At 43.4% G+C, this 13,793-nt stretch carries 13 protein-coding genes; 11 read left to right on the forward strand and 2 right to left on the reverse strand.

The window, feature by feature from the left end; all coding sequences use genetic code 11:
• From AB5542_RS16505 to AB5542_RS16520, 4 genes are all read left to right on the forward strand, one after another.
• The coding region (locus AB5542_RS16505; RefSeq protein WP_368243222.1) for a DUF4843 domain-containing protein at window positions 1-820 on the forward strand (820 nt) is incomplete at its 5' end.
• A 38-nt stretch (window positions 821-858) separates the two neighbouring features.
• Entirely contained in the window at window positions 859-2,478 is a 1,620-nt protein-coding gene (locus tag AB5542_RS16510) for a PKD-like family lipoprotein (RefSeq protein ID WP_368243223.1), read from the forward strand.
• A 2-nt stretch (window positions 2,479-2,480) separates the two neighbouring features.
• Complete coding sequence (locus AB5542_RS16515; RefSeq protein ID WP_270544428.1) at window positions 2,481-3,581, forward strand: TlpA disulfide reductase family protein; 1,101 nt, start codon at window positions 2,481-2,483, stop codon at window positions 3,579-3,581.
• 150 nt (window positions 3,582-3,731) lie between these two features.
• Entirely contained in the window at window positions 3,732-5,135 is a 1,404-nt protein-coding gene (locus AB5542_RS16520; RefSeq protein ID WP_279037106.1) for an alpha-L-fucosidase, read from the forward strand.
• A 21-nt stretch (window positions 5,136-5,156) separates the two neighbouring features.
• Here AB5542_RS16520 and AB5542_RS16525 read toward each other — a convergent pair whose 3' ends face one another.
• Window positions 5,157-6,755: a YfcC family protein gene (locus tag AB5542_RS16525; protein WP_270544430.1), complete on the reverse strand. Its 1,599-nt coding sequence runs from the start codon at window positions 6,753-6,755 to the stop codon at window positions 5,157-5,159.
• Between the two features lie 111 nt (window positions 6,756-6,866).
• On the opposite strand from AB5542_RS16525, the gene AB5542_RS16530 reads away from it, so the two are divergent.
• The 6 genes from AB5542_RS16530 to AB5542_RS16555 all read left to right on the forward strand — a co-directional run bounded on the left by AB5542_RS16530 (window position 6,867) and on the right by AB5542_RS16555 (window position 11,910).
• Window positions 6,867-8,372, forward strand: a complete 1,506-nt coding sequence (locus AB5542_RS16530; protein WP_279037109.1) for an RNA-binding domain-containing protein — start codon at window positions 6,867-6,869, stop codon at window positions 8,370-8,372.
• The gene (locus AB5542_RS16535; protein WP_087421495.1) at window positions 8,347-9,084 is read left to right on the forward strand and encodes an ATP-binding protein; all 738 of its coding nucleotides are present in this window, start codon (window positions 8,347-8,349) and stop codon (window positions 9,082-9,084) included. Before AB5542_RS16530 ends, AB5542_RS16535 begins: the two co-directional genes overlap by 26 nt.
• 298 nt (window positions 9,085-9,382) lie before the next feature.
• The gene (gene greA, locus AB5542_RS16540; protein ID WP_087421496.1) at window positions 9,383-9,859 is read left to right on the forward strand and encodes a transcription elongation factor GreA; all 477 of its coding nucleotides are present in this window, start codon (window positions 9,383-9,385) and stop codon (window positions 9,857-9,859) included.
• Window positions 9,860-9,928: 69 nt separating this feature from the next.
• On the forward strand, window positions 9,929-10,321 hold the full coding sequence (locus tag AB5542_RS16545; protein ID WP_270544432.1) for an HIT family protein: 393 nt from the start codon (window positions 9,929-9,931) through the stop codon (window positions 10,319-10,321).
• Window positions 10,322-10,377: 56 nt separating this feature from the next.
• Window positions 10,378-10,869, forward strand: coding sequence for a PaaI family thioesterase (locus AB5542_RS16550; RefSeq protein ID WP_118303926.1), 492 nt, complete (start codon window positions 10,378-10,380; stop codon window positions 10,867-10,869).
• Between the two features lie 396 nt (window positions 10,870-11,265).
• On the forward strand, window positions 11,266-11,910 hold the full coding sequence (locus tag AB5542_RS16555; RefSeq protein WP_279037112.1) for an HAD family hydrolase: 645 nt from the start codon (window positions 11,266-11,268) through the stop codon (window positions 11,908-11,910).
• 5 nt (window positions 11,911-11,915) lie between these two features.
• Here the strand turns inward: AB5542_RS16555 and AB5542_RS16560 are convergent, their stop codons facing one another.
• Window positions 11,916-12,467, reverse strand: coding sequence for an RNA polymerase sigma factor (locus AB5542_RS16560; RefSeq protein WP_270544434.1), 552 nt, complete (start codon window positions 12,465-12,467; stop codon window positions 11,916-11,918).
• A 114-nt stretch (window positions 12,468-12,581) separates the two neighbouring features.
• On the opposite strand from AB5542_RS16560, the gene AB5542_RS16565 reads away from it, so the two are divergent.
• On the forward strand, window positions 12,582-13,757 hold the full coding sequence (locus AB5542_RS16565) for a FecR family protein (protein ID WP_270544435.1): 1,176 nt from the start codon (window positions 12,582-12,584) through the stop codon (window positions 13,755-13,757).
• Window positions 13,758-13,793 lie beyond the last annotated feature (36 nt).

Here is a 13,793-nt window from a genome sequence, read left to right on the forward strand (position 1 = left end):
GGAGTATAGAATTGATACGGTATGGTATTCCGGAGTCCCGGGTGAGGGATATTATTACACGTCAAGATGGTATACCGGAGATTCTTTGCTGAAAAAGAAAATTCAATTGAATTTGTCCATGATGGGGCACGCCGTGGATTATGACCGGGAATTTCGGTTGAAAGCGGTGGTGGCGGAAGGTACGGATGAAGTGGCAAAAACTTTCTTGGAGTTTGAGCCTTCGTACGTGTTCCGTGCCGGGCAATTGAAAGACACGGTGGAAGTGTACGTGTTGAATCCGGGTGCTAGGGTGAACTACACGATTGGTATTGTTTTAGATACGGAGAATTCCGATCCTTCATTGGAATTGGGAGCAACGGAAAAGAATGAATATCAAGTGCTATTAAGTAATCGTTATCCACAGCCGTCTCAATGGGATGCGAGTGTTGTCGGGGAGTTTAGCGAGGACAAGTATGCATTCATGGTAACCATTTTGGGGAAATTGTATGATCCGTATGCCAACTGGAGTTCTGATATAGCCACGCTGTTAGAGGCTTTGAACGAATACAATGCTTCACATCCCGGAGAAGAGAAAGATTTTACATTCCCGGAACCTCCGGCTCCTACTTGGTGGAGTACGTTTGAACACATAATCGGAGAATATTCTATGGCCAAGAATCAATTTATGCAGGAGGCTTTAGGGTATGATTATAACTATTTCGGTTGGTGGTGGATAGAGGATGAGGCTGGAATGAACCAACGCTTACGGGATGCCTATGACGAATATAACGCAGAACACCCGGATGATCCGCTACCGTTCGAACAGTTCCCGGTTATATGAGAGAAAGATTATTCTATGATTCATAAAATAGAAAAACAATGAAAAGATTAATATTTATAGTCGGATTTGTTGCGTGGTTTCTTGTCGGATGTTATGATGATAAAGGAAATTACGACTACAAAGATATAAACACGATTGATGGGCTTACGTTTATGCCTACACCGATTACCGTGGAAGAAGGAAATACGTATCGATACGAGTACCGCCAGCCGGCACAGGAAGAATTGAAGGTGACCTACTCTCCGGTATTTACCCAAAGTATGGTGGAAGGGGAGGATAACGTGGAGTATTTGTGGACGGTGGGATACAAGGATGGTTCTGAGAATGTTGTGGATAGCGTGTTCACGAAAGAACTGGAACTGGCTTATCCTCCGAAGAAAACAACCAGATATAATGTTAAATTCCGGCTGAGTGATAAGCGGACAGGCGTTGATCATTATCGTGATTTTACCATGACTACGAAAGTGCCGTTCGTGAATGCGTGGTTTGTCCTGAATGGCCCGGAAAACAACAGGAAGTTATCTACCGTGGAGGAACCGGATTCCACGAGCCCGATCATCAGTTATGATGCTTATAAGGATTTGTGGAACAGGGAACGATTCCAAAAAGCGGAGGCTTTGTCGTACGTGAATCTCCTGACTCACATGGATGGTGGGGATAAGTATGAAAATTTATATGTTATTCAGCGGGATTCTGTTGCTTTGATGTTGCCTTTCGTGTTGGAAGACCGGAAAGATTCCAGATCGTTATTTGCACCGGGAGCTAACCCGAATAACTTGGTTTATAGTGAATCTCATCCTTTGAGTAGGTATGCTATTGCCGTGGATAATAACGGTAAATTCTATCATTCGGGAGGAAGCGGATATTATTTTGCCGGTTTGGCTGAAAGTGACGTGCAGAATTACGTGATCGATAAGATTTATATGAGTAAAGCGGGTTTTACCACGATTTGGGATAAAACGAACCGGAAATTTATGTCGTTTGATCCTGCTGCAAATCAGTGTTACAACATCACGAGTTCCGACGGGAGTTACCCGCAAAATGCGGTTGAATCAAACACGGTAGAGATAAGTGATTTCCCGGTGGAAGGATTGTCGGAAGTTGTTAACGGGACGACTCATTTGATGGAGATTTTGTGGTTGGGGCAAGGAGTTACTTCGGGTTCCGAAGAGACCGGAGCAACAGCTATTGGCGTGATGACGGATACCTGTTACATCTTCTATATAGAGGCTAGTGATAAGGGAAAATCAATGAGGGCCGAAGAGTCCCCGATTAAGGTGACGAGAGTGAATTTGGGAGAACTCGGGTTTGATCAGAATACTTGTTTTGCCACGTCTTCCGCTTATGCAGAACAATTCTTTTACACGAAAGAGAGTAAGGTGTTCTTGTTTAATACCGTAAGTAAAGAATCGATAGAATTGTATGATGCGGGTGACGTGATCACGAAGTTGAAGTTCAGGTCTGATACTGATGCTAGTTTTCCGGATAATTCTTCCCCGTACCGTTGCTTGGGAATTGTCGTGAATGTGGCAGGTGCGGGTGAATTGCATGAGGTAATTTTGGACGAGGCGGGGGATTTCGTGACTTCACATACGTTTACCGGTTTCGGAGAGATAAAAGATTTGATTTTTACAACAGTAATGAGAGTGATTCAATAGATATGTATAAGTTATTTAGTCAATTGTTTATAATTGCTTTTTTCCTTTTCCCCGGATTATCTTTCGGGGAAGGAAAGAAGTTCACAATTAACGGGAAAATACCGGAAATGCCGTCAGGCAGAATGATAGTGATTACCCAATTGGTGGACCGGGTGGATACGTTGGGGCGAGGGGATATTCATGGCGGGAAGTTCGTGGTGGAAGGAGAAATAAATGAACCTTGCGTGGCGTTGATTTACGTGGAAGGGTATGGCGGAGGCTTTGTTTTTATTTTGGATTCAGATGCTCCTTACGAGATGGAATTGTTCCAGTCTGGTAAAAGCGTAATTAAAGGAGGAAAATTACAGAGCGAGTTAATAGCATACCAGAAAATTGTTTCCGAAGAAAACGAGAAGATTAAAGCTGCACGGGCAAAACTGGCGGAGGCAAGCGAGGCGAAACATTTCCGTACAGCAAGTGAATTGCAGAAGAAGTTGGATCAAGTGATGGCAGATGCGCAATCTCGTTTAGGTGAGGTCGTGGAGAGGAATAAAGATAACGTGTTTGCAGCTTATATCCAGACGGCGGGTATGGAACATCTGGATTTGAGTCGTTTGAAGGAGTGCTACGCGAGTTTGACGGATAAAGCAAAAGCAACAGGCCCCGGTAAGTTAGTGGCAGCTCGAATTCAGGCGTTGGAAGGGGTTGATGTAAATGCAGTTGCCCCGGATTTCACGCTACAAACACCGGAGGGGGAGGACGTTGCCTTGTATGACGTGAAAGGGAAATTGAAGATCATCGATTTCTGGGCATCTTGGTGTGGGCCGTGTCGGATGGAGAACCCGAATATGGTGAAACTGTATGCTGAATTTAAAGATAAAGGTTTGTCCGTGATCAGTGTCTCCTTGGATGAGAAAAAGGATAAGTGGGTGGAGGCAATCAAGAAAGACGGGTTGACTTGGTTGCATCTTTCTGATCTGAAAGGATGGCAGGGCGACGTGATAAAGAAATACAATATTGATGCTGTTCCGACGATCTTCGTGTTGGATGAAAATAATCGTATTATAGCTAAAAATCTGAGAGGAGAGAAATTGAAGGCTTTTGTCTCCGAACGATTGAAATAAGGTTTGTGTTTTAAAATGTAAAGGGAATCCGATAAGTGAAATTGGATTCCCTTTTTTGATTGTGAGAAGATGATGAACTTTAGACATGGACTCTTTTTTATATATTTGCAAATGTTTGTGTAAAATATATGAATTGTAAAAAAAATAGTCATGCGGAAAGTATTATTGAGTGTGATTCTTGTCGGATGGAGCATATTATTATATGCCCAGTACGAGGGAATGGAATATTACCGGGAACAGGACCCGGCGGTACAAGCGAAATTAGAACAGTGGCAGGATTTGAAGTTCGGTTTTTTCGTGCATTGGGGACCTTATAGCCAGAAAGGGTATTGTGAGTCGTGGACGATTTGTTCGGAAGACGTGGATTGGATTCAACGGGACACGACGATTTCTTATGACGAGTATTACCGGAATTACGTGGGATTAAAGAAGACGTTTAACCCGGTGAAGTTTAACCCGGAATACTGGGCTGATCTGGCAAAAGAGGCCGGAATGAAGTATTTCGTGTTTACCACGAAACACCATGACGGGTTCTGTATGTGGGATACCCGGGAAACGGATTACAAGATTACTTCCGAGGAATGTCCTTTCCATACGGCTCCGAATGCGGATGTCGTGAAGGAGTTGTTTCGGGCCTTCGGGGAAAGAGATTTCATGATCGGGGCCTATTTTTCAAAGCCGGATTGGAATAGCCCTTATTATTGGTCGGATCGCTGGCAACATGGGGATCGTAACGTGAATTACAAGATCAAGGAACACCCGTGGATGTGGGAGAAATTCTGCGACTTTACTTATAATCAGGTGAAGGAACTGATGACTGGTTACAGGAATATAGATATTATCTGGCTGGACGGGGGATGGGTGGCCCCGGAGAATCGGGGACAGGATATTAAAATGGATCGGATTGTCGATATGGCTCGGGGGTATCAACCCGGCTTGATAGTCGTGGATCGCTGGGTTGGAGGGAAGTACGAGAACTACCGTACCCCGGAACAGAAGATTCCCGAAAAGCCGTGGGAGTACCCGTGGGAAACGTGTATGACGATGGCCAATCAATGGTCGTATTTGCCGGGTGATAAGTATAAGTCTACCCGGGAACTGGTGCATTACCTTGTGGACATTGTCAGTAAGGGAGGAAATTTCCTGTTGAACGTGGGTGTGGATGGTAACGGGGAGATCCCGCCGGAAGGAATCAAAATTATGAAAGAGATGGGAGCGTGGATGAAGGTTAACGGAGAGGCAATCTACGAGACCCGGCCGATTGCTCCTTACAAAGAGGCGAAGATTTGTTACACGAAACATAAGAATAACGGGAAAGTGTATGCTATTTATCTAAATGATGAGGATGAACCGAATCCGCCCTCACAGATTATGTTGTACAGTATTAATCCGGCTAAAGGGGCTAAAATCTCGTTGTTGGGTTATAAAGGGAATTTGTCATATAAACGAGTTGGGAATGGGGTGTTAGTGACATTACCGCCTTCTTTCGTGAAGAACCCGGCTTGCGGTTACGCGTGGGCATTATGTGTTTCTGGAGTTAATGATAAAGAATAGCTTTTAAGCTACTCTTTATCATTAGAACCCATTCAACTGCATGGTTGCCGTGGGAATCAATAACACGAAACCGATAATGACAAGCAGCAGGATGAATTTCCAGAAGAATTTCACCCAAATATCGTAAGGAATACGGGCAATTCCCAAAGCGCCGATCAGTACGCCGGAAGTCGGGGTGATCATGTTCGTGAATCCGTCCCCGAACTGGAAAGCCATCACGGTGGCTTGTCGGGATAGCCCGATCACGTCAGAGAAAGGAGCCATGATCGGCATGGTGAGAGCCGCTTTGGCTGAACCCGATGGGATGATGATGTTGATCATGGTTTGAATCAAGTACATGATTCCTAGTGAAAGTACACGTCCTGCCTCGCTCATCAGGCTTGCCAGCGAGTGAAGGATCGGGTCTATAATATGTCCTTCCTGCAAGACAATGATGATACCCCCGGCCAACCCGACTACTAGTGCGGCAGAAAGAATATCTTTTACTCCCGCGATAAAGAGTTTGACAATACTATCTGCATTTTCCTTGGCTGCGAATCCGGAAAGGATTCCCATGGCAAGGAATAAACCGGATATTTCGGGCAGATACCACCCGTAGCCCATCACTCCCACGATTAGGAAAAGAATCGTGAAACCTAGGATTGTCAAGATAAAAAAGTGGAAAGATTTCCGTAAAGAAAAATATCCGATCAAGGCAAATAGCACGGTTAATGCCGGAACAACAAATGTGGTCAGACTGGAATGTTCCCCGATGGATAGTGTCGTGCGGGGGAAATAACAGGAGAAGAGTACAAGTCCGGAGAGGATAAAAAGATAAACTACCCAAGAAAAAGTGTAACTTTTATATTCAATTTCTTGCGTGTTGTCCACTTTTTCCTGTCTCCAATGGCTATCCAAGTTATACACGAGAGAGGCTTTGGGATTCTTTTTGACTTTTGCCGCGTAGCGTAGTACCCAAGCAATCATGATCACGTTGAGGATGGCCCAGCAGAAAACCCGGTATTCAAACCCGGAGAATAGCGGTAGGTCTGATAATCCTTGTGCAATACCGATCGTGAAGGGGTTCAGAATAGCACCTGCGAACCCGACATGGGCGGCGACGTAGACCATACATACTCCCGTGAGAGAATCGTAACCCATGGATATGGCCAGAGGAACAATAATAATGACAAAAGCCAGCGTCTCCTCGCTCATCCCGAAGATCGCCCCAAAACAACTGAACAGGAGCATGACCATGGTGATAATGATGTTATTGACCCCTAGTTTACGGATAATCCCGATATGTTCGAGTTTCTGAGTGGAGCGTAAGAAGGAGAAAATTCCCACGTCAATGGCCTTGCTGTTATTCATGATCCAGAAAGCACCTCCGATGATCAGGATAAAAGCGATAATTCCGGCTTGTTTCTCGAATCCGTTGAAAAGGGCCGAAAACACCTGCCACGTTTGCGGGCTTTTGGCCACCTCGTGGAATGAATCGTTCACGATTACGGTACGTTCCACTCCATTGACATCGACGGTTTCCCGGGCATATTCCCCGCCCGGTATAATCCACGTCAGGATGGCACAGATGATAATGATTGAGAATACAATGGTGTAGGTGTGCGGCACTTTCTTTAGCATAACGGGCTGTGTTTTTAGATTGAGGGTTCAAATTTACAAATATTTGTGAGAGAGCAACAATATGTGGCGTGGAATTCTTAAATTTGCATGAAAGAAGTAAATCATAACCATATGGACTCACGTTTGCAGGATAAAATACTGGCGGGGGAGAGTAAAGTCTTGGAATTCAAAGAAATTCTGCCGCAAGGGGATAAAATAGCGAAAACTGTTATTGCATTCTCTAATACTAGCGGGGGGCAATTAATTATCGGGGTTGGAGACGACAGAACGATAAAAGGCATTGACCCCGATGTGGATATTTTTGAATTGCAGGATAGAGTGGCATCCATTATCTATGATTTATGTTACCCGAATATTCTTCCCGAATTTTACACGACAAACGTGGATGGAAAGTTATTGTTTATAATAGAGGTCTATCGTGGGAATCTGTTGCCTTACTATTTGAAAAAAGAAGGGCGAAATCATGGTACTTACGTGCGGATAGGAAGTTCTAACCGTAAAGCAGACGTGGAGACCGTGATCGATTTGGAGCGGCAAAGAATAAATAGAAGTTTTGACGAGGAGATCTGTTTTGACACGTCTTTTGATAGTCTGGATTTGACCCCGTTGCAGAAAAGGTTCGAGGCGAGGGGGAAGATCCTTGATATAGAGAAGTTGAAAAGTCTGAAACTCGTCCAAGAAGAACATGGGCATTTGTATCCTTCACAAGCTTTGTTAATTTTGTTAGGGGTACGGGAAAATGCCACCGTGAAGTGTGCCCGTTTTAAGGGAACGACCATGGGATCATTTATTGATAAGAAGGAATATTCGGGAGACCTTTTTTCTCAATTGGATCAAGTCGAGATGTTTATAAAAAACCATCTCCATTTGGCGGGAGTGATTAAAGGGTTACAACGGGAAGATCGGTACGAGATCCCGATGGAGGCGATTCGGGAAGTTATATTGAACGCTTATGTACATAGGGACTATATTAATTTAGGGCGGGATATAAAAGTCGGTATTTATGATGACATCGTGAATATTGTTTCCCCCGGAGGTTTCCCGAGTTCGATTACGATTGAGGACGTGCTTGCAGGACGCTCTGAAACGAGAAACAAGGCGATAGCCCGTGTGTTTAAAGAGTTGGACTATATCGAACAATGGGGCAGTGGAATAAAGAGGATATTTTCATGGTGCGAAGAGGCCGGGGTTGCAAAACCGTTGATTACTGAAAAAGGAGATTTCGTGGATGTCGAGTTGTATCGGGAATACACGAGTGTCCAAGAAAGTGTCCAAGATGATGTGGGTAAAATATTGGATGTCAGAGAAAGTGTCAGAGAAAGTGTCAGAGAAAGTGTCAGAGAAAGTGTCAGAGAAAGTGTCAGAGAAAATTTGAATCAGAAACAAATCAATACATTAAATTTTTGTCTTACACCTCGAACAAGTAAAGAGATATTGGATCATTTAGATATTACATACCATTCAAAGAATGTCAAGCAATATATTACAGAATTAGTAGAGATGGAATTGCTTGCTCGGGAGAATCCTAACCCGAATGACCGGAACCAAAAATACATAACAACAGAGGCAGGGAAATTATACGTAGAAGAGAATGATAACAGAAGAAAAACAAGATAAAGTATTTACCCGGGATTTCTTTCGAAAGGTGGGGAAAGCTATACATGATTATAATTTAATAGAGGACGGGGACCGGATTTTGGTAGGAGTTTCGGGCGGGAAGGATTCATTGGCCTTGTTGGAAGTGTTGGCCATGCGCGCCAAGGACCCGAAACAAAATTACACGGTCATAGCGGCTCATATTGCGGTGGAGGATGTCGCTTACGAAGTGGACAGCGATTACTTGCGAGCGTTTTGTGAACGTCTGGGGGTGGAGTATGTTTACCGGACGATCCGGGTCGACACGACGGTGAATCCCAAGAAACCGGCTTGTTTCGTGTGTTCATGGCATCGGCGCAAGATGCTTTTCGATATTGCCAAAGAGTATGATTGTAAGAAACTGGCCTTGGGCCATCACCGGGATGATGCCGTGGAAAGTCTTTTGATGAGCATGATGTTCAACGGAACGATTTGCAGTATGCCTGCCCGGTTGGAAATGTTCAAGAATACGTTCACGCTTATTCGTCCATTAATCTATCTTTCGAATGACGAGACGTCACGATATGCCGAAATGCGGCAGTTTAAAAAGCAAAAAAAGCATTGCCCCCATGAAAAGGCAACGAACCGGGATGCCGTGAGTAAGTTGCTTGACCAGATGGAAATGATTTCTCCCCATGCCCGGAGCAATTTGTTTGCAGCGATGCAAAATATCCGGGAAGATTACTTGCCTTGACGCTATTTATATACCGGGGAATGATAAAAACGGAATCGAATGATTTTTAAGTGATCCTCCCTTTCCCGCTTGTAGAGTGGGAAAGATAGTTTTTTCTGTATCAGATAAATGGCATCGAATTTTTTAAATAAAAATATTTGTGGGGAAAAATTGTTTTATTCAAAAAAAGGTCCTAATTTTGTCTTCAGGAGGTGAGGATTCCAAAGAGAATGGAATTCTTAACTAGATAAAGGCACTTATTGGAGGATAAGTGTCATTTATTTTTTTATGTACAAATCAAGATCTTAATATAACAATTATGACAAAGAAGGTATCTTATGTAACCAAAGAAGGGCTGAAAAAATTGCAGGATGAACTGGACAATCTGCAGAATGTAGAGCGCCCTAAGATTTCTAAGGCAATCGGAGAAGCCATCGAAAAAGGAGATATCTCCGAGAATGCAGAGTATGATGCGGCGAAAGATGCCCAGGGATTACTGGAGGCTAAAATCGCCCAGCTACAAGATATAGTTTCCAATTGCCGGATCATTGACGAGTCACAGATCGACACGTCAAAAGTTCAGATATTGAATAAAGTGACGATCAAAAATATAAAGACAAAGGCAACGATGACTTATACTTTGGTGTCAGAAAGTGAGGCTGATTTCAAGGCTGGTAAGTTGTCGATCACCACTCCTATCGCCAAAGCTTTGATCGGTAAAAAGCTAGGGGATAAAGTAGAGGTGCAAGTGCCGGCAGGATTGATGGAGTTTGAGATCATGGACATTTCAATTTAATTGAAAACGGAGAACGAGAAAGATAAAAGTTAAAAGCTAAAATCTAAAATTTTAAATCTAAAATAGATCATGGCTTCAATTTTCACGATGATTATTAACGGGGAGATTCCATCTTACAAGGTGGCCGAGGATGAAAATTATTATGCATTCTTGGATATAAATCCCATGCAGAAGGGACACACGTTAGTGGTTCCGAAGAGAGAAGAAGACTATTTGTTTGACCTGACGGATGAGGAATTAGCCGGGATGATGGTGTTTGCCAAAAAGGTGGCCAAAGCAATTAAGAAGAGTATTCCCTGCCAACGAGTGGGGGTAGCCGTGCTGGGCTTGGATGTCCCACATGCTCATATTCACTTGGTTCCTTTGGTTGAAGGCAACGAGTTGAACTTCTCTAACCCAAAGAAACAATTCCCGAAAGAGGAAATGGAAGCTTGTGCTAAGCTGATTAATAGCAATTTTTAAAAATATTAGACAATTTATCATGAGGGACGCGACCACGTCCCTTTTTTTATCAGAAGATGGAAAGAAAAAAACTATACAACGCTTACGAGCAACACGAGGGATATAATTGTTTCGGTTGTGCGTCCGGAAACGAACATGGTTTGCGCTGTGAATTCTATGAAGAAGGAGAATATATTACTTGTCATTGGATGCCCCGACCTGAATTTCAAGGTTTTTTTCACGTGTTACACGGTGGAATACAGGCAACATTGATGGATGAAATTGCGTGTTGGAACGTTTTTGCGAAAGTGAAGAGTGCGGGAGTTACGGTTGAATTGACTACGAAATATCGTACTACCGTTTATTCCGATCGGGGGGAAATATTCCTGCGTTCCCGTATCGTGGAACAAAGTACCCGTTTGGCAAAGATGCACGTGGAATTATTCAATGCGGATGGAACGTTGGGTAGTGAGGCTGATGTGGTTTATCGGATTTTCCCGGAGAACGTGGCTCGTCAACGGTTAGGATGGACGGGAATTGAGGCGTTTCATCCCGAGGAAAACGAGTAAACATGGTGGAGGCCCGTGTAATGGGAAATGAGCCGGGAACGATACTTAATTTTGATGAGGTTTGTCAAAAGTTTATATTGAATTAATGTAAAATAATGTTATTTAAATGCTATCGTTGTGTTATCATAAAGTAAGCCGCTCCCATTCCGCTCCCATTCCTGTCCTATTCCGCTCCTATTGTAATAATAAAAAATTAGAGATAGATAGTAGAAGTTAACATTTGTATGAGTAAATAATAACATGATGATTATTGTGTAAATCATGAAATTTGTCAGGATACTCGTTTTGCATGAATAGATCATTACTCGAACTCCGTTTTTCAATTCAAACGGGAAATGATTACCTTTGTCGGGAAAAATTTACACGTGGTGTAATGGCCGTTTAAATGTAGAAATAATGAATGATATGGAATACAAGAATGTGGTTTGGGATTGGAACGGGACGTTGTTGGATGACGTGAAAATTAGCGTGGATACAATTAACGTGATGCTGGAACGGAAACATTTGGGGAAATTGACGGTGGAGGAATACCGCTCGATCTTCGGGTTTCCCGTGAAGCCTTATTATGAATCGATCGGATTTGATTTCACGCGGGATGACTGGGAAGCCGTGTCGAGAGACTTTGTGAATATCTATAATGATCTGGCGAAAGACGTGGAGCTGACTCCCGGGATTATTCCGGTGCTGGAGGGAATAAAGAAAAAAGGCATACGGCAATATATATTATCCGCGTTGAAAGAAGATTTATTGACCGGAATGTTGGAGCGATTCGGTATTCGGGAATATTTCGGTGGGGTTTGCGGATCAAATAATATTTACGCGGATGGGAAGGTGGCACGAGGGGAGGAGATGTTACGGATGTTCCCGATTGTCCCGGGAGAGACAGTCATGGTCGGTGATACTCTGCATGATGCAGAGGTTGCGGAAGCCTTGGGGTTTGATTGCAGATTGTATGCCGGGGGACATAATAGTGCGGAACGCTTGGCGGAAAAAGGAATCGTGTTACAACGAATGGAACGACTTTTGTCGGAAGGCTGGTAGGCGACTTATATTCCGAACAGTACGAATTTCAAATTATTTCTGAGGATGGCCAAGGCACGCTGGAAGTGGGTCTTCACGGTTGTCTCCGCGATGTCCATTTGTTCCGCAATTTCACGGACTTTCTTCCTTTCCACGACGTGTAACAAGAGAACTTCCCGTTGTTTTTCGGGTAAGGACTCCAGAATATATTTCAACCGTTCGTGGATGTCCTCGTCGATTTCCGGGTCTTCTACGCTGGAAAATAGCATGGCCTCGATGATTTTATCTTGATGTTTATATTGGATATTTAGAGAGCGGAGGTAGTTCAAGCAATTATTTTTGACGATACCTAATAAGTAATAGAATACGGGTTGAGTTTCATTATAACGTTCCGGGTGAGACCACAGGGAAAGAAAAGCATCCTGTACGAGGTCTTCAGCGTCATCCCAATCGTAGAGGTAACGCATGGCGTATTGCTGTAATTTGTTGAAAGACGTTCGGTAAAGCTTATGAAAAGCCTCTTGATCATGTTTTTTGATCAAGTGTCCCAAGTCGTCTTGTACAGTAAACTGATCCATCGTTGACATCTTATTTCGGACAAAGATAAATTTTTTTTTGGTATCGTGTCATCCGTTTTTGAATCTCATGTTAATTAGGAGTAAAATGTAACATCTAATTAAGCGTGTTGACTTATGGATAAGAAAATTAATATTAGCTGGGATATTCTGGTGAAAAAGGTACGGTGGGGGTTGACACCGGAGGAGGAGAGTGCATTCCAGGAATGGCTGGCTCAAGATAAAAGTCATGAAGTATATTTTGAACGAGTGCGAAAGGTTTGGGATGCGGATGAGCCGACTTCTTCTTTAAAGTCAAATCTGTCCAAGGTGATGACTCGTTTTGATGCTTACGTGGAGAAAGAGAGAGAACTCCGCCGTCGTCGGATAATGCGGAACGTGTACCGGTATGCTGCCTGTTTACTGGTGGTTTTGACCGTGGGGGGAGGAATGTGGTTTTTTAACCAAAATGATGAGCCGGTTAAAGTGGAACCCAAGATGACCCAAGAGATTCTTCCGGGAGGAAATAGGGCAATTATTCTTTTGGCAGACGGGGAAAAAGTGGATGTGGAGTGGTTGGCAGATTCTAGCCGTTACAAGGTAGACGGGGTTGAAGTCACGACAGAAGAGGGAAAGATTCGATACATGGGAAAAAGTAACACGAAAGTGGAGTATAACACAATCATGATCCCGAGAGGTGGGGAGTATCAGGTGGAGTTGTGCGACGGGACAAAGGTTTGGTTAAATGCGGAAACTCAATTAAGGATTCCAACGACGTTCGTGGGGACCGAGAGGAGGGTGTTTTTAAAAGGGGAGGCTTATTTTGACGTGACGAAAAATGATAAACAACCTTTTATCGTGGAGACGGATCTGGGAGAGGTTAAGGTATACGGAACACAGTTTAACGTGAAATTTTATCCCGAGGAGCGAGAGATAAAGGCCACGCTTGTAGAAGGAAATATCGGTTTTAGGAGCGAACAGGTGGCCGAGTTGAAAATAAAACCGGGGTATCAGTTAAGATTGGCGGAGGGGGCTAAAAAACCGGAGGTGAAACCCGTGAAAATTTATAACGAGATTGCGTGGAAGAATAGAATGTTTTGTTTTGAGAGCGAGAGATTGGAAAGTATTATGGTCAAGTTGGAAAGGTGGTATAACGTGGGTGTTGTTTTCGAGGACCCGACGTTGAAAAACTTTAAGTTTTCGGGAAATCTGAATCGTTATGATAATATAGACAAGATATTACATTTTTTTGAAGAAGTATTCGATGTTAAATTTGTTGTGGATGGAAATACGATAAAAGTGATGCGAAAATAAAAAAAGCAGAGAATGCATTCTTTGGTCGGCAAACTT

It is taken from the genome of Butyricimonas sp. RTP31003st1_G1_RTP31003_210430 (assembly GCF_040920905.1).
GTDB classification, from domain to species: Bacteria; Bacteroidota; Bacteroidia; order Bacteroidales; family Marinifilaceae; genus Butyricimonas; species Butyricimonas paravirosa.

What these genes read in the sequence shown, in the direction of transcription:
- AB5542_RS16510 (WP_368243223.1), top strand. Translation starts at nt 859, where the DNA reads ATGAAAAGATTAATATTTATAGTCGGATTTGTTGCGTGGTTTCTTGTC.
- AB5542_RS16555 (WP_279037112.1), top strand. Translation starts at nt 11,266, where the DNA reads ATGAATGATATGGAATACAAGAATGTGGTTTGGGATTGGAACGGGACG.
- AB5542_RS16550 (WP_118303926.1), top strand. Translation starts at nt 10,378, where the DNA reads ATGGAAAGAAAAAAACTATACAACGCTTACGAGCAACACGAGGGATAT.
- greA (WP_087421496.1), top strand. Translation starts at nt 9,383, where the DNA reads ATGACAAAGAAGGTATCTTATGTAACCAAAGAAGGGCTGAAAAAATTG.
- AB5542_RS16525 (WP_270544430.1), bottom strand. Translation starts at nt 6,755, where the DNA reads ATGCTAAAGAAAGTGCCGCACACCTACACCATTGTATTCTCAATCATT.
- AB5542_RS16565 (WP_270544435.1), top strand. Translation starts at nt 12,582, where the DNA reads ATGGATAAGAAAATTAATATTAGCTGGGATATTCTGGTGAAAAAGGTA.
- AB5542_RS16560 (WP_270544434.1), bottom strand. Translation starts at nt 12,467, where the DNA reads ATGGATCAGTTTACTGTACAAGACGACTTGGGACACTTGATCAAAAAA.
- AB5542_RS16530 (WP_279037109.1), top strand. Translation starts at nt 6,867, where the DNA reads ATGGACTCACGTTTGCAGGATAAAATACTGGCGGGGGAGAGTAAAGTC.
- AB5542_RS16520 (WP_279037106.1), top strand. Translation starts at nt 3,732, where the DNA reads ATGCGGAAAGTATTATTGAGTGTGATTCTTGTCGGATGGAGCATATTA.
- AB5542_RS16515 (WP_270544428.1), top strand. Translation starts at nt 2,481, where the DNA reads ATGTATAAGTTATTTAGTCAATTGTTTATAATTGCTTTTTTCCTTTTC.
- AB5542_RS16545 (WP_270544432.1), top strand. Translation starts at nt 9,929, where the DNA reads ATGGCTTCAATTTTCACGATGATTATTAACGGGGAGATTCCATCTTAC.
- AB5542_RS16535 (WP_087421495.1), top strand. Translation starts at nt 8,347, where the DNA reads ATGATAACAGAAGAAAAACAAGATAAAGTATTTACCCGGGATTTCTTT.